Source organism: Pseudomonas sp. SCA2728.1_7, from assembly GCF_018138145.1.
Lineage (GTDB): Bacteria > Pseudomonadota > Gammaproteobacteria > Pseudomonadales > Pseudomonadaceae > Aquipseudomonas > Aquipseudomonas koreensis_A.
The window spans coordinates 1370948-1386317 of record NZ_CP073104.1 but is presented as its reverse complement, the minus strand read 5'-3'; the positions used below and the strand labels follow the sequence as shown (position 1 = coordinate 1386317).

16 protein-coding genes are annotated in these 15370 nt (G+C 59.4%); 9 read left to right on the top strand and 7 right to left on the bottom strand.

Annotation, left to right across the window (positions count from 1 at the left end; all coding sequences use genetic code 11):
* The first annotated feature begins 106 nt into the window (after nucleotides 1-106).
* Nucleotides 107-1006 carry a polysaccharide deacetylase family protein gene (locus KBP52_RS06070; RefSeq protein ID WP_212622361.1) on the top strand — a complete coding sequence of 300 codons (900 nt, stop codon included), beginning with the start codon at nucleotides 107-109 and terminating at the stop codon, nucleotides 1004-1006.
* Between the two features lie 111 nt (nucleotides 1007-1117).
* Complete coding sequence (locus KBP52_RS06065; RefSeq protein WP_016983016.1) at nucleotides 1118-1360, top strand: DUF1652 domain-containing protein; 243 nt, start codon at nucleotides 1118-1120, stop codon at nucleotides 1358-1360.
* A gap of 4 nt (nucleotides 1361-1364) precedes the next feature.
* Here the strand turns inward: KBP52_RS06065 and KBP52_RS06060 are convergent, their stop codons facing one another.
* Nucleotides 1365-1727: an NUDIX hydrolase gene (locus tag KBP52_RS06060; protein WP_212622360.1), complete on the bottom strand. Its 363-nt coding sequence runs from the start codon at nucleotides 1725-1727 to the stop codon at nucleotides 1365-1367.
* 224 nt (nucleotides 1728-1951) lie between these two features.
* On the opposite strand from KBP52_RS06060, the gene KBP52_RS06055 reads away from it, so the two are divergent.
* The gene (locus tag KBP52_RS06055) at nucleotides 1952-2149 is read left to right on the top strand and encodes a DUF2188 domain-containing protein (RefSeq protein WP_212622359.1); all 198 of its coding nucleotides are present in this window, start codon (nucleotides 1952-1954) and stop codon (nucleotides 2147-2149) included.
* Between the two features lie 64 nt (nucleotides 2150-2213).
* Here KBP52_RS06055 and KBP52_RS06050 read toward each other — a convergent pair whose 3' ends face one another.
* Complete coding sequence (locus KBP52_RS06050; protein WP_007910805.1) at nucleotides 2214-2453, bottom strand: hypothetical protein; 240 nt, start codon at nucleotides 2451-2453, stop codon at nucleotides 2214-2216.
* A gap of 184 nt (nucleotides 2454-2637) precedes the next feature.
* Here KBP52_RS06050 and KBP52_RS06045 point away from each other — a divergent pair, with 184 nt between their 5' ends.
* Nucleotides 2638-2973, top strand: a complete 336-nt coding sequence (locus KBP52_RS06045) for a hypothetical protein (protein WP_077573332.1) — start codon at nucleotides 2638-2640, stop codon at nucleotides 2971-2973.
* 262 nt (nucleotides 2974-3235) lie between these two features.
* Nucleotides 3236-3841, top strand: coding sequence for a DUF6338 family protein (locus tag KBP52_RS06040; protein WP_077573331.1), 606 nt, complete (start codon nucleotides 3236-3238; stop codon nucleotides 3839-3841).
* A 126-nt stretch (nucleotides 3842-3967) separates the two neighbouring features.
* Here the strand turns inward: KBP52_RS06040 and KBP52_RS06035 are convergent, their stop codons facing one another.
* Nucleotides 3968-4867 (bottom strand): LysR substrate-binding domain-containing protein, encoded by a 900-nt coding sequence (locus tag KBP52_RS06035; protein ID WP_077573330.1) that lies wholly within the window; start codon nucleotides 4865-4867, stop codon nucleotides 3968-3970.
* Between the two features lie 118 nt (nucleotides 4868-4985).
* Here KBP52_RS06035 and KBP52_RS06030 point away from each other — a divergent pair, with 118 nt between their 5' ends.
* Together KBP52_RS06030 and KBP52_RS06025 are read left to right on the top strand one after the other, a co-directional pair.
* The gene (locus KBP52_RS06030; RefSeq protein WP_212622358.1) at nucleotides 4986-6353 is read left to right on the top strand and encodes an MFS transporter; all 1368 of its coding nucleotides are present in this window, start codon (nucleotides 4986-4988) and stop codon (nucleotides 6351-6353) included.
* Nucleotides 6354-6383: 30 nt separating this feature from the next.
* Nucleotides 6384-7658 (top strand): glucarate dehydratase family protein, encoded by a 1275-nt coding sequence (locus KBP52_RS06025; RefSeq protein ID WP_212622357.1) that lies wholly within the window; start codon nucleotides 6384-6386, stop codon nucleotides 7656-7658.
* Nucleotides 7659-7755: 97 nt separating this feature from the next.
* On the opposite strand, the gene KBP52_RS06020 is transcribed toward KBP52_RS06025, so the two are convergent.
* On the bottom strand, nucleotides 7756-8640 hold the full coding sequence (locus KBP52_RS06020) for a LysR substrate-binding domain-containing protein (RefSeq protein ID WP_212622356.1): 885 nt from the start codon (nucleotides 8638-8640) through the stop codon (nucleotides 7756-7758).
* 157 nt (nucleotides 8641-8797) lie between these two features.
* Here KBP52_RS06020 and KBP52_RS06015 point away from each other — a divergent pair, with 157 nt between their 5' ends.
* Entirely contained in the window at nucleotides 8798-11824 is a 3027-nt protein-coding gene (locus KBP52_RS06015) for an FAD-binding and (Fe-S)-binding domain-containing protein (RefSeq protein ID WP_212622355.1), read from the top strand.
* Here KBP52_RS06015 and KBP52_RS06010 read toward each other — a convergent pair.
* Nucleotides 11757-12443 carry a paraquat-inducible protein A gene (locus KBP52_RS06010; RefSeq protein ID WP_212622354.1) on the bottom strand — a complete coding sequence of 229 codons (687 nt, stop codon included), beginning with the start codon at nucleotides 12441-12443 and terminating at the stop codon, nucleotides 11757-11759. The two genes, KBP52_RS06015 and KBP52_RS06010, sit on opposite strands and share 68 nt — an antisense overlap.
* The gene (locus KBP52_RS06005) at nucleotides 12440-13036 is read right to left on the bottom strand and encodes a paraquat-inducible protein A (protein WP_077573324.1); all 597 of its coding nucleotides are present in this window, start codon (nucleotides 13034-13036) and stop codon (nucleotides 12440-12442) included. The genes KBP52_RS06010 and KBP52_RS06005 overlap by 4 nt, the downstream gene beginning before the upstream one ends.
* Before the next feature lie 217 nt (nucleotides 13037-13253).
* On the opposite strand from KBP52_RS06005, the gene KBP52_RS06000 reads away from it, so the two are divergent.
* Nucleotides 13254-14423 (top strand): DUF1624 domain-containing protein, encoded by a 1170-nt coding sequence (locus tag KBP52_RS06000; RefSeq protein ID WP_212622353.1) that lies wholly within the window; start codon nucleotides 13254-13256, stop codon nucleotides 14421-14423.
* A 3-nt stretch (nucleotides 14424-14426) separates the two neighbouring features.
* On the opposite strand, the gene KBP52_RS05995 is transcribed toward KBP52_RS06000, so the two are convergent.
* Complete coding sequence (locus tag KBP52_RS05995; protein ID WP_212622352.1) at nucleotides 14427-15317, bottom strand: LysR family transcriptional regulator; 891 nt, start codon at nucleotides 15315-15317, stop codon at nucleotides 14427-14429.
* Nucleotides 15318-15370: the final 53 nt, after the last annotated feature.

Below are 15370 nucleotides of genomic sequence, written 5' to 3'. Positions count from 1 at the left end.
TACCTTATCCAACCTCGGCTCGAATATCCGAGCGCAGGGATGGATAAGGGCGAGGGAGTTTTGCCAATCGATCACATGACGGCAGCCGCCGTGCTCAAGGCAAAACATGACATCCGGATTCAAACTTCTTTGTGCCGCGCTGATTGCTCTCGGGCTGGCCGGTTGTATCGCCGCCCCGATCGAAATGACCGCGCAAACCGAAACGCGCCTGAAAGCCCAGGCACCGGTGCGCTTCCTGTTGACGTTCGATGACGGCCCCAGCGCATCCAGTTTCTGGAATCCGTCGGCCACGGTGCTCGACGGTCTCAAGGACAATGCGCTGATGCCGAATATCAAAGCGGTGTTCTTCGTGCAGATGCGTGCACCGCGAGCGGGCAACAGTGACATCGGTCGCGGCATCATGCGCCGTGAGTATGAGGAGGGCCACATACTGGCGTTTCACACGGCCACCCACTGGCACACCAATCATCGCTTGCTCGACCCGCAAGAACTCGAAGAGTCGCTGACCAACGGCACGGCTGATATCGCTGCCATCACTGGCGCGCCGCCGAAGTTGCTGCGCCCGCCGTTCTGGAATTACGACAAACGTACCTTCGCCGCCTATCAGCAGCATGGCTTGCATGTGTTGCTCACCGATTTAAGCGCCAATGACGGCAAGATCTGGGGCTTCAATGCCAGCCCGCGACGTCGGGCCAACATGCTGCGACAGTTATCGGAAGTCCGTGAACGTATTGCCCTTGGCGAATTGCCCGCCGTGGACGGGGTCATCCCGGTCGTGGTGACGTTTCATGATCTCAACCGCTATACCGCGCGGCACACCCGCGAATACCTGCAGATTCTGCTGGATAGCGCCGCTGCCACGGGCGTGAAGCTGGCGGACAAGCCTTTTTATGATGATCACGCTGAACTTGAGAAAGCCGCGTTGGCGCGCACCGTGGAGAACAGTTCGGAGTCGGTGAATTTGCCGGGGATGTGGAACTGGATCTGGGATCATGACGCGCATTGACGGCGTGCTTGAAAGTTGTGATCGGGTTGGCATTTTTGTGTCAGGCGAGACACAAATTGCTCATCTATGCTCTACGAGTCGACCGACCCACCGCCTGCGAGGCGTCCACTCATGCTTGCCATTGACGATATCTGCCGGATTGTCGAATCCGGCTTTCCTGCGTTCAAGTGCGATTGCATCCCGAGCACGCAGGGGCTATTGCAAATCAAGGTGTATGAGCCGGACAGCGGGCGAGTCGAGTTGCTGTTGAATGGCGTCTCCCCGGAACACCTCGTCACGATTCGTGACATTTCCAACTTCATCGGTGAATTACGCACCGAAATGAGCGCCGGCCGCCGAGCGTTCGCTGGTTAACGCGTCATAAACGCCGTTGAAACGCTTGAACGATGCGCAGCGTCGCCTCGCTGGTGTGCAGATTGCGCACTGCGTCCAGCGGATGCCAGATGCAATCGATGATCTCGTTCTGCGGTCGCGCTTGCTCGAAGTCCAGCACGGACGCTTCGTAGACATGGTGCCGCGTGCTGCCGCTCTGCAGTTCCATCAGATACAACACGTCGTCGGCGTTCAGGCCGGTTTCTTCCTGCAATTCGCGTACGGCGGCTTGCGCGCGGGTTTCTCCGGGCTCGACTTTGCCGCCGGGCAATGTCCAGCGGCAGTGGGGTTTGCGCACCAGGAGGATGTGGCGATCCTGCTCGCATATGACGGTTGCGCGTACTTTCATCTGATACCTGTTTACTGCTTGTCACAAAAAAGAAATAAAACTGCAATATTTGAGCCGAAGCTTGCGGCAAAGGTTTCATTGGAGTTTGGAGCGTTCGCGGCGGCGAAAAGTGCCAGAACCATGACGGGCGCGGCTTGCGACACCCGGTCGGCATTTTTGGCGCATCAAGGTGTAAGGTAAAAGCGTGAAGCGGGATCTGACCGTTAGCAAAAATGGAGGTGTCCATGAGCATGCCGATGTTGAACAAGATGCACATGAACGGCTATGACGTGCTTAGCGTGAACAATGGCCCATGGCGGGTTTGCACCCAGGGCGATCGACTGGCGTCGTTTGGCAGCCGGGAGGAAGCGCTGGCCTACGCCGCCGCACTGCCTGGCTACAAAAAACGCTCGACGCGCGCGCAAAGTCACCAAACCCACTGACTGAACGGCTGCAATGAAAGAGCCCCGGCAATTGTCGGGGCTTCTGTTTTGGGGGAGGGTGGTCTCAGTGGACCTTGGTTCGGCTGATGGCGCGGGCTTTCACTTCCCTGGCATAGAGTTGCAGTCGTTCTTCATCGCTTTGCAGCACCTCGCAGGATCTCAGCACGGATTGCGCATCCGCCTCGTTGCCGGATTTGCGCAGTTGTTCGGCAATACGCTTCAGGTCGACCGCCGACCATCTCAAGTCCGATGCAACGCTTTGCAGGTCGCGTTGAAGTTCGTGTTCGTATTCATTGAGCCGCATGATCACCTCCAGAACATTCTCGGTAGAAAAGAGTAGTCGCATTTTTCGCTGATGGGCAAAGCGCTTTCGTCTGTACGCCCAGCGGTTGTGAAAAGTTGTGCAGATTGCGTCAAGGGCGCGTTACCACGATGGATGCGCGCCGGGTTACGCGCTACATTCACTTTTTTCAGATCAGGAAAACACTATGCGGATATGGATCGGGACGTTGGCGTTGGCCCTGTTGGCGGGTTGCTCGTTGCCGGCGTCGTTGGTGCCGGGTGAGCCGAACGTCAGCAAGACCAGTGACAAGGCACCCAAGGACTATGCCGCGTGTGTATTACCGTTGTGGCAGAAGGATGTGGCCAAGACTTCGCAGACGTCGATCTCCAACGGCTACCGCATCACCGCGCCGAGCATCATCACGGCCGATGAGATTCTCGATATCGTCAAATACAAGGACGGCAGTCGGGTTTCGTTGTATCAGGGGCCGCCGTGGGCGAAGTCCGGTTCGTTGCGCCAATCGGTGCGTGATTGCCTGTAACCACATTTCTGAATGCATAAAAGCAGAAACCGGCTCGACGGTTTCTGCTTTTTTTTGCCTGCTTTCAGGCTGAAAGTCAGTCGGAAATGTCGGTCAGGGCAATGCAGCAGCCCAATGTGCACGACAAGAATCTCACGCCACATGGATTTGGTTCGCGAAATGAACGGTGACAGTTGCGCACGAGGGTTTTTATTCGTGTGCACTAGGCTTTTGAGGGACGGTCGATAGTCAGGTCGGCCGGTCTTTCAAGGAGCCACGGATCATGGATGATCTGGTCAAAGAAGTTATACCGCTGTTGCAGTACTTGATTCCCGGATTCTTGTCAGCGTGGATTTTTTATTCGCTGACGGCGTTCAAGCGACCGGATACGTTCGGGCAGATTGTGCAGGCGCTGATTTTTACGTTTGTGATTCAGGGCGCGGTTTGGGGCGTGGGCACTCTGTGTTTGTGGGTGGGTTCGAAGGGATTTTCTGTCGGGCGCTGGGATGCCAAGGCCGAAACGATGTGGGCATTCGTTGTGTCGGTGACGCTCGGATTGCTTTCCTGCTACCTGGCTACGAATGACAAATTGCATGGCTGGTTACGCAGTCGAAATGTCACGAAACAAACTTCCTACCCCAGCGAATGGTTCAGTATTTTTGCTCAGCACCATCGTTTGGTCACACTGCATTTGAACGACGAAAGGCGCGTGTTTGGCTGGCCCGTGGAGTGGCCGCCGGAATCCAGCAGTGGCCAGTTCGTGATGCAGAATCCCTGTTGGCTGGATGCCGAAGGGGCAGAAGTGCCTTTTGGCGCTGAGTTTTTGCTGATAGATTCCGGGAAGGTCAAGTGGGTCGAATTCGGCCCGAAATCGGAGGTTTCGTTATGACAGCCAGAGCACCGCAACCAATGCCGGATTGGGTAGCGCGTCGCTACACGAAAGATGGCAAGCCAGTGGCAAATGCGCAGCCTAGAGCACCGAGCGCTCCACCACCGTTGAAGAGCTAGTATTTCCTTAGCCCCAACCCTCAGCCACCGCCCGGCGAATCGCTTCCAGCAACATCGCAAACGCCGGGTTGTCGTTGTTCTCCCGCCAGATCAGATGCAGTTCGCTCTGCACCCCTTCGCCCAGATCGATATCGCGAAACACCACATTCCTGAACACCACACTGGTCGCACAACGCGGCACCAGCGCCAGGCCCATGCCGGCGTTGACCAGGGCCAGAATTGTCAGCGATGACCCCAGCCACTGCACATAATCTGGCGCAACCCGTGCCGAGCGCAGCATGCCGGTCAGCAGTTCATTGAACGGCGGATACGCGGCGTGGGAGTACATCAGGAACGGTTGTTTATCCAGGTCACTGACCGCCACTTCAGCCGCCGTTGCCAATGGATGTCCACTCGGCACCGCCAATACAAACGGCTCGCGCACCAGGCATTCGGTGGCGTAGCCCGGCTCCAATAACGGCGCACGGGCGATGCCCAGATCAATGCGGCGGGCGCGCAGGGCTTCGTGTTGTTGGTAAGTGTTCATTTCCGCCAGATCGATTTTCACCTGCGGCTGTTTCAGTCGCGCCTCGGCAATGACCTTGGGCAGAAACTCATACACCGCGCTGCCGACAAAACTGATGTTCACTGACCCGATGTCGCCTTCGGCAAACCGCCGGGCGGTGACGGCGGCCTGCTGCGCGCGCTCCAGCAGATTCTGTGCTTCGATGAAAAATGCACGGCCAGCGGCGGTCAGCGCGACGCTGCGGGTGCTGCGGGTGAACAACTCGACGCCAAGGTGATGCTCCAGCAACTGGATCTGCCGGCTGAGCGGCGGCTGCGTCATGTTCAGTCGCTCGGCGGCGCGGCGAAAGTTGAGTTCGGTGGCGACGGTGGTGAAGCAGCGCAGTTGGGTCAGTTCGAACATTGATCTAATCCGGGTATCAATCGAATGCCAAGTTAGATTAGACGGGATCAATGATCGCCGTCCATGATCGGTCCATCGCTTTACGCCATCCCTAAAAAAACAAGATCGGGAGTCGCCCTTGAAAACCCTCCAGAGTCCGCTGGACGTCACGGTTCTCGCCCGTGCCGCCGCCAAGGTCAAGCGCCACGTGCTGCCGCTGTTCGTGGTGATGTTCATCGTCAACTACATCGACCGGGTCAACATCGGTTTCGTGCGCAGCCACATGGAAACCGATCTGGGCATCGGCGCGGCGGCTTATGGCCTCGGAGCCGGATTGTTCTTTGTCGGTTACGCGCTGTTCGAAGTGCCGTCCAACATGCTTTTGCAGCGTTATGGCGCGCGGGTCTGGTTGACGCGGATCATGTTCACCTGGGGCGCAGCGGCCATGGCCATGGCCTTCGTCAGAGGTGAAACCAGTTTTTATGTGCTGCGCTTTATTCTCGGCGCGGCGGAGGCGGGGTTCTTTCCGGGGATCATTTATTACTTCACCCAATGGCTGCCGGCCTCTGAGCGCGGCAAGACCATGGCGGTATTTCTCAGCGGTTCGGCCATTGCTTCGGTGATCTCCGGCCCGGTCTCCGGTGCGTTGCTGCACATCAGCGGACTGGGCCTGCATGGCTGGCAGTGGATGTTTTTGATTGAGGGCGCGGCTTCAGTGGTGCTCTGCGCATTCGTCTGGTTCTGGCTGCAATCGCATCCGCGTCAGGCCAAGTGGCTGAGCGAAGAAGAGCGCGAAGCACTGGTGGCGGCAATTGCCGAAGAGCAGCGCGCTCGTGAGGCGTCGCAGGTGGCCAAGCCGTCGATGTTCAAGCTGTTGGCGGATCGGCAGATTGCGCTGTTCTGCTTTATCTACTTTTCTATCGCCCTGACCATTTACGGCGCGACGTTCTGGCTGCCGAGCATGATCAAGAAGATGGGCAATCTCGGCGACTTCCAGGTCGGCATGCTCAATTCGATTCCGTGGATCATTTCGATTGTTGCCATGTACGGCTTCGCGGCAATGGCCGGCAAGTGGAAGTTCCAGCAAGCCTGGGTTGCGCTGACGCTGGTGATTGCGGCGATCGGCATGTTCATGTCGACCACTGGCGGGCCGATCTTCGCCTTCGTTGCCATCTGTTTCGCCGCCATCGGCTTCAAGGCTGCGTCGGCGTTGTTCTGGCCGATTCCGCAAAGCTATCTGGATGCGCGTATCGCCGCTGCGGTGATCGCGTTGATCAACTCCATCGGCAACCTCGGCGGTTTCGTTGCGCCGACGGCGTTCGGCATCCTCGAAGAAACCACCGGCTCCATCGAGGGCGGACTGTACGGCCTGGCGGCGACGTCACTGGTCGCTGCGGTGGTGATCTTCTTCGCCCGCACGGCCCCGGGTGCCAAGGGTAAAACCCCGGCAAAGCCCCATGACGAGACCGCCGTTGTTGCGACGGCCAGCCCGGCCGCGAGCCATTGAATTGATTGTTGATCTGTCAGGAGCGTTATCTTGAAAATCACCCGTGTCACCGTGACCCCGATTGCCTTTCGTGATCCGCCGCTGCTCAACGCCAGCGGCATCCACGAACCCTTTGCCCTGCGTTCGATCATCGAGATCGAAAGCGACAACGGCTACATCGGCCTCGGCGAAAGTTATGGCGATGCCCCGGCGCTTGCAATCCAGCAGCAGTTGCAGGCACAGCTGATCGGCCTTGATCCGTTCAACCTCAACCAGTTGCGCGCCATCGTGCAGGCCACCGTTGCCGCGAACAAACCGGCCAGTCTTGCCGGCGCCGAACTGGCGCCCGGTTCCCACGCCAGTAAAGCGGTGAGCAATGCCTACTCGGCGTTCGAAGTGGCCTTCCTCGATTTGCAGGCGCATTACCTGAATGTGCCGCTGGTGGACTTGCTCGGCGGCGCGATTCGTGAAGAAGTGCCGTTCAGCGCCTATCTGTTCTTCAAGTATGCGCAGCATGTCGATTCACCGTACAAACCGGACAACTGGGGCGAAGCACTCAGCGAGCAGCAGATCGTTGCGCAGGCCGCGCGGATGATCGAGGCGTACGGTTTCAAGAGCATCAAACTCAAGGCCGGTACGTTGCCGCCGGAGCATGAAGTGGCGTGCATCAAGGCGCTGAAAAAAGCCTTCCCCGGCTACCCGCTGCGCATCGATCCGAATGGCAATTGGTCACTGGAAACTTCGATTCGCATGGCTGAATTGCTCGGCGATGATCTGCAATATTACGAAGACCCGACCCCGGGCCTCGACGGCATGGCCGAGCTGCACAAGCGCACCGGTCTACCGCTGGCGACCAATATGGTGGTCACCGATTTCGACGAATTCCGCCGCAGCATCGCGCAAAACAGCGTGCAGATTGTTCTCGCCGACCACCATTACTGGGGCGGCCTGCGCGACACGCAAACGCTGGCGAAGATGTGCGATGTGTTCGGCGTTGGTGTGTCGATGCATTCCAACTCGCACCTGGGTATCAGCCTGATGGCGATGGCCCATGTCGCGGCGGCGGTGCCGAATCTGGATTACGCCTGCGATACGCATTACCCGTGGCAGGAGCCGGATGAAGAGGTGATCAAGGGCGGCAAACTGCCGATTGTCGATGGCTGCGTGAAGATCACCCGCGCACCGGGGCTTGGGCTGGAGCTGGATCATGAGCAGTTGGGCAGGCTGCATGATCAGTACCTGACGTGCGGGATTCGTCAGCGTGATGATGTGCGGCAGATGCAGCGGTACAAGCCGGATTGGAGGGCGGTTAAACCAAGGTTTTGAGGTGTCTGAATTGACGCCATCGCGAGCAGGCTCACTCCTACAGGGAAACGCGTTCCAACTGTAGGAGTGAGCCTGCTCGCGATTGGCGTCCTCACGGTTACAACGTTTCTAGCAGCCAATCCCGAAACGCTTTCAGCGACGGTAAATTTTCATTGCGCGGCGGATACACCAGGTAATAGCTGCGTCGACTGGTGATCGGCTCGCCCAGTTGCAGCAACTCGCCATTCAACAACTCATCTTCGACCAGAATTCGCGGCACCAGCCCCACACCAATATTGGCCCGCACCGCCTGAATCAAGTGCGAGGTCATTTCAAAGCTTGGCCCGATACGCATGCTTCGGTGCGGCAGACCTTGATGGCTGAACCATTCCGCCCACGCCTGCGCATTGCTGCTGACATTGAGCAGCAGTTGCCCGGCGATGTGTTGTTCGGCGTCGTCGCGCTCAGCGTCAGACAGTTGCGCGCTGGCGATCACCACCAGTTCCTCGGTGTGCAAGGGCAGGGCGGTCAGCCCCGGCCAGTCACCACCGCCGACACAGATTGCCGCATCGATTTCGCTGGTATCGAAGTCAATCGCTGCGATACGCGAATGCAAATGCACGGTCATGCCCGGGTGCGCGGTGTAGAAATCCTTCAGGCGCGGCAGCAACCATTTCGAACCGAAAGTCGGCAGCGTCGCCAGGCGCAAGCTGTGAATGCCCGAGCCGAACGCCATGGCCTGCAAGGTCGCGCTGCGAATCTGCCCAAGCGCTTCGGCGAGTTCGCGCTGATACATGCGCCCGACATCGGTGAGCACCACTTTGCGACCTTCGCGAGTGAACAAACGCATCCCAAGCATCTTCTCGAGAATCTGCACCTGACGGCTGACCGCACTCTGCGTCAGCGACAGTTCGTGGGCGGCGCGGGTGTAGCTTTCATGGCGCGCGGCGGCCTCAAAGGCCAGCAATAACGACATGGAAGGGGTGAGCGTGCGCGGATTCATTCGTAAAAGTCATCAATAACGGGTCGAATTTACGGTTGTCCCGGCGTTCGTCAGCAATGAACATGGGCACCATGAGATGGCGGAGCCTGACGCAATCATTCGTTGCGTACAACTGTTCACCGCCACGCGGCCCGATTTGACCGAGATAACCTGACCGATGATTGCCCAGCTGTCCCCCGCCAAAGCCCTGACCAGCGATTACCAACAGTTCCTCAAAGCCCTGAAAACCAGCGGCTTTCGCGGTGAAATCAGCGCTGATTACGCCAGCCGCGTGGTGCTGGCGACCGACAACTCGATCTATCAGCGCCTGCCGCAAGCGGCGGTGTTCCCGCTGGACGCCGAGGACGTGGCGCGGGTGGCGCGGTTGATCGCCGAGCCGGCGTATCAGCAAGTGGTGATCACCCCGCGCGGTGGCGGCACCGGCACCAACGGCCAATCACTGACCGACGGCATCGTCGTCGATCTGTCGCGGCACATGAAGCGCATCCTCGAAATCAACGTCGAGGAACGCTGGGTGCGCGTGCAGGCCGGGGTGGTCAAAGATCAGCTCAACGCTGCGCTGAAATCCGCCGGACTGTTTTTCGCTCCGGAATTATCGACCTCCAACCGCGCCACCATCGGCGGCATGATCAACACCGACGCCAGCGGCCAAGGCAGTTGCACCTACGGCAAGACCCGCGACCATGTGCTCGAACTCGACATGGTTTTGCGCGGCGGCGAACGTCTGCACGGTTTGCCGCTTGAGGAAAGTGAGCTTGAAGAGCTGTGTGCCCGCGAAGATCGCGTCGGTGAGGTCTATCGCTGCGCGCGGCAGATCATTGATGAACAGGGCGAACTGATCAAACAACGTTTCCCCGATCTCAACCGTTGCCTGACCGGTTACGACCTCGCGCACCTGCGTGAGGCGGACAAGCGTTTCAACCTCAACAGCGTGCTGTGCGGCGCGGAAGGCTCGCTGGGATTTGTCGTCGAGGCGCGGCTGAATGTGCTGCCGATCCCCAAGCACACGATGCTGGTGAACATCCGCTACGCCGGGTTCATGGACGCACTGCGCGATGCGCGGGCCTTGATGGCGCTCAAGCCATTGTCGATCGAAACCGTCGACTCGAAAGTGCTGTTGCTGGCGATGCAGGACATCGTCTGGCACGGCGTCGCCGAGTATTTCCCGGAAAGCGCCGAGCGCCCGACGTTGGGCATCAATCTGGTGGAGTTTTGCGGTGACGATCCGGAGGATTTGCAGCGCCGGGTCGAAGCGTTCGTCGAGCACTTGAGCAGCGACCGCACGGTCGAGCGTTTGGGCCACACGCTGGCGGTCGGCCACGCAGCGGTGAACAAAGTCTATGGCATGCGCAAACGTGCAGTGGGCCTGCTCGGCAATGTTGCCGGTGAAGCGCGGCCGCAGCCGTTCGTTGAGGACACTGCGGTGCCGCCGCAGCACTTGGCCGAATACATCGCCGAGTTGCGCGACCTGCTCGACAGCCACGGTTTGCAGTACGGCATGTTCGGTCACGTCGATGCTGGCGTGCTGCACGTGCGTCCGATTCTCGACATGAAAGATCCGCAGCAAGCGGCGCTGGTGCGCCCGGTGTCCGATGGCGTTGCCGCGCTGACCCAGCGTTACGGTGGCCTGTTGTGGGGCGAACATGGCAAAGGCCTGCGCTCGGAATACGCACCGGCCTTTTTCGGTGAGCTGTATCCGGCACTGCAAGCCTTGAAGGCCGCGTTCGACCCGTTCAACCAGTTCAACCCGGGCAAGATCGCCACCCCGGCCAACACCGGAGCGGCGCTGCTGAAAATCGACGAAGTCACTTTGCGTGGTGAGCTGGATCGGCAGATCGACGAAAAAGTCTGGCAGGACTACGGCGCCGCGATGCATTGCAACGGCAACGGCGCCTGCTACAACTTCGATCCCGATGACGCCATGTGCCCGTCGTGGAAAGCCACCCGTGAACGCGCTCAGTCGCCCAAGGGCCGCGCCTCGTTGATTCGCGAGTGGCTGCGCTTGCAGGGCGAGGCGGGTGTCGACGTGTTGTCCGATGCGATTCGCAAGCCGGCGTTTTTCAGCACGTTGTGGCAGCGCTGGCGTAACAGCCGTGCCCAATCCGAGGACTTCTCCCATGAAGTCTACGACGCCATGGCCGGTTGTCTGGCGTGCAAATCCTGCGCAGGGCAGTGCCCGGTGAAGGTCAATGTGCCGGAGTTTCGTTCGCGCTTTCTCGAGCTGTATCACAGCCGTTATCTGCGCCCGGCGCGGGATTATCTGATTGCTTCGCTGGAGTACAGCATCCCGTACATGGCGCGGATTCCGGCGCTGTACAACGGCTTGATGGGCGCTTCATTCGTTCGCAGCCTGCTGGAACGGGTCGGCGGCATGATCGATGTGCCTTTGCTCAGTCGTTTTGATTTCCATGCGGCGATGCGCCGTTGGCAGGTGCAACCGGCGAAGGTTTCGACGTTGTCGGCGCTGACCGAGGCGCAACGTGAACGCAGCGTGGTCATCGTGCAGGACGCGTTCACCCGCTACTTCGAAGCGCCGCTGTTGGCCGATCTGGTCGAGTTGATTTCGCGTCTGGGTTATCAGGTCTATCTCGCGCCGTTCAGCGCCAACGGCAAACCGCTTCACGTGCAGGGCTTCCTCTCGGCGTTCAACCGCGCGGCGTTGCGTAATGCGCGGCAGTTGCGTGAGTTGGCCGATGTGGGTGTGCCGTTGCTGGGCCTTGATCCGGCGATGACGCTGGTGTATCGCCAGGAATACCTGAAAGTGCCGGGCATGGAGCAATGCCCGGAAGTGGCGCTGGTGCAGGAGTGGTTGCTCAAGGTGATGCCAGAGCAGGCGGCGCAGGATAAAAGCGCAGCGTTCCGACTGCTCGCCCATTGCACCGAGAAAACCAACGCCCCGGCCGCCACCCGCCAGTGGGAAGAGGTATTCGAACGCGCAGGATTGAAGCTGGCCACGCAAGCCACCGGTTGCTGCGGCATGTCCGGCACGTATGGCCACGAGGCGCGCAATCGCCAAACCTCAGCGGTGATCTACGCGCAGTCGTGGGCACGTCAGGTCGACGCGTCGGCAGAGCAGGGCGAAGCCTTGGCGACCGGTTATTCCTGCCGCAGTCAGGTCAAGCGCCAGTCGGATCAGTCACTGCGCCATCCGTTGCAGGTGCTGCTTGAGGTTCAGCGTCGCTGAGGGATTCGTCCGTGTCCTTGTCCCAGATCAGGCGCGGATCGAAACTCATCGCTGCGAGCATGGTGAACACCACGACCAGGCCAAAAAACAGAATGCCCGGTCGTGGCTCGATGTCGCCCAGCGCCTGAAACTTCACCAATGCTGCGACCAGCGCTACCACCAAAACGTCGAGCATCGACCAATAGCCAATCAGCTCGACGAAGCGGAACAGCTTCGAGCGCTCTTTGCGCGCCCAGGCGCTGTCGCGTTGCACGGTCATCAGCAGCAGCGTCAGGGCGACGAACTTGACTCCCGGCACGGCGATACTGGCGATGAAAATGATCAGCGCAATGTCCCACGCGCCGTGTTCCCAGAACTCCAGTACACCGCTCATGATCGTGCTGTCGGCGCCGCTGCCGAGCATGGTGGTGTTCATCACCGGCAGCAGGTTGGCTGGCACGTAAAACGCCAGCGCCGCGAGCATGTAGGCCCAAGTACGGGCCAGCGAGTTGGTTTTGCGCCGGTGCAGTGGCGCATCGCAGCGCGGGCATTCATGCGGCTCGTCGGTCATGTCGCAGGCCAGGCCGCAGCTGTGGCACAGGCACAGATTGAGTTCGCTGGCAGTCGGTGGCCGTTTCATAGAATGTCCCAGAGGTCGCGAATATCGCGGCCGGCGATCCTGATCATCATCAGGCTCAGCACGGCCAGCGCGAACAGGCCGATGCCGGGCAACACGTCGAGCAATCCCGCCAGTTTGAACACCGCCACCATCGCTCCGAGCAGGCATACCTCAAGCATGCTCCACGGCCGCAGGGTTTCCAGCCAGCGCATGCACAGCTTGAAGCCCGGCGCGCGTCGCGATGACAGCGCGAAGCTGAGCACCCAGATCAGCAGCACCAGTTGAAACGCCGGGGCAATGATGATCGAAATCGCCGCAACCATCGCCATGAAGGTGATCGGCCCCTGACTCAGCGCCAGCACCGAATCCCACAGCGTCGCGCTGTTTTTCAGGCCTTTGAGGCTGATGCTCATCACCGGATAGAAGTTCGCAAACAACCACAGCATCGCCGCCGTGAAGGTCAGGGCCAGACGCTGTTCGACGGTCAAACCGTTGAAGCGCTGGAGTACGCCGCCGCAGCGCACGCATGAGGTTTTCTGGTGTTTGGCCAGCACGGCTTTTTCGTACACACAATCGCAGTGTTCGCAGATGATCAGGTGTTCGGTGTTGACCATGGACAACGCTCGACAGCAGCCGCAAGGGCAGGGGACTTGATCACTATAGAAGCCTGAGGCTATTGGGCAACTTGCCCGGCTTGATCAACTGAGGTTTTTCTGAGAATCGCTATCGATTGGGCTTTGGTTTTTGCTATTTATTGTTATAAGGTAACGCGAATTTTTAGCGGTGTTCCTTTTGGGCGCCTGCTGTTAACCCTTCGATTGCGAAACGCTCATGACGATTGTGCTTCCTCGTTCTGCCCCGTTGACCACTGGCCGACTGCTGTCCATTGACGCCCTCAGAGGCTTGGTCATTCTGTTCATGCTGCTCGACCACGTGCGCGAAACCTTTTTGCTGCATCGCCAGGTCAGCGACCCGATGGACATTGCCAGCACCGAGCCGGCGCTGTTTTTCAGTCGCACCCTGGCGCATCTGTGTGCGCCGGTGTTCATGCTGCTGACGGGATTGTCGGCGTGGCTGTTCGGTGAAAAGTACGCGGGCAAGTCTGATGTCAGCGCCTTTCTGTTCAAGCGTGGTCTGTTTCTGGTGCTGCTGGAATTCACCCTGGTGAACTTCGCGTGGACCTTCCAGCTGCCACCGAGTGTGATTTATCTGCAAGTGATCTGGGCGATCGGCTTGAGCATGATCGCCTTGTCGCTGCTGGTCTGGCTGCCACGCTGGCTGTTGCTGACGTTGAGCCTGATGATCATCGCCGGACACAACCTGCTCGACACTGTGCATTTCCCGGTGGAGTCGGCGCTGCATGTACCTTGGGCGATTTTGCATGATCGCGGCTGGATCGACGTCAGCGACACTCTGCGCCTGCGCACCTCCTATCCGTTGTTGCCGTGGATCGGTGTGATCGGTCTGGGTTATGCGCTGGGGCCGTGGTTCGCTCGCGGCGTTGAAGCGGGGTTGCGTCAGTGGCAACTGCTGATCGCGGGGAGCGCAGGACTGCTTGGCTTTGTCGGACTGCGGCTGATCAACGGCTATGGCGAGAAACCATGGGCCGTGGGCGACACGTCGGTGCAAACCCTGATGAGCTTTTTCAACATCACCAAGTACCCGCCGTCGTTGCTGTTTATCGCGCTGACCGTGAGCGTCGGGCTGTTGCTGCTACTGGCCTTCGAGCGTGTACAGGATCGTCGCTGGATTCGCTGGTTGACCGTGTTCGGTTCGGCGCCGATGTTTTTCTACCTGCTGCACCTGTACACGTTGAAGGTGTTGTACCTGATCGGCGTGGCCTTGTTCGGGCTGAATCAGGACAGCTATTTCGGTTTTTCGTCCGTCTCGGCAATCTGGCTGGCCGCAGTCATTCTGGCGATTGCGCTGTTCCCGGCCGTACGCTGGTTCTCGGCATTGAAGGCCCGCCGCCGCGACATCGCCTGGCTGAAGTACCTGTAAGCGCTAGTGCCGGTTGCGCACGAAGTCGATAAACGCCTTCAGCGCTGCCGGCACATGACGCCGGCTCGGGTAGTACAAGTGCAGACCCGGATAGTACGGGCACCAGTCAGCCAGCACTTGCACAAGGCGCCCGCTGGCGAGGTGTTCGCTGACCATGTCTTCGAACACATAGGCCAGGCCCAGCCCTTGCAGCGCGGGCCCGATCATCAGGCTGACATCGCCAAGAGTCAGCGGGCCATTGACTTCGATTTCCTGGGCGATGCCGCCGCGCTCGAGCTCCCAGCGATACATCGAACCGCTGGGGTAACGGTGGCGGATGCACGGCAGTCCGTGCAGGTCCTCGGGCTTTTGCGGTGCCGCGTGGCGCTCGAAAAATGCCGGTGAACCGACCACCACCGAACGCATTGTCGGACCGATCGGCAGCGACACCATGTCGGCCTCCAGGCGATCGCCGAAGCGCACACCGGCATCGAAGCCGTTGGCGACGATGTCCAGCAGCGCATCGCTCTCGACCACTTCCAGACGAATGTCCGGGTACAGCTGCAAAAACTCACTGGCAATCGGCAGCAACACCAGTTCGCAGGCTTGCCGCCCCGAGGTGATGCGCAAGTTGCCCGAGGGTTTATCGCGGAAATGGTTGAGATCTTCCAGCGCATCGTCGATGTCGCGAAACGCCGGTTTCAATCGCGCGTACAGGCGTTCGCCAGCCTCGGTCAATGCCACGCTGCGGGTGGTGCGATTGAACAGGCGTACGCCTAGACGGTTTTCCAGCGCTTTGACCGAATGGCTCAGGGCCGAGGGCGTGAGGCCGAGTTCGATGGCCGCTTTGCTGAAGTTCAAGTGCTGCGCGGTGTACAGAAAGACCGACAGATCGGCTGCCGAAGGTGATTTCATCTGTGAATACCTTTCACAAAGTCATGCAAAATTGTTGGGATTATCACATCAGT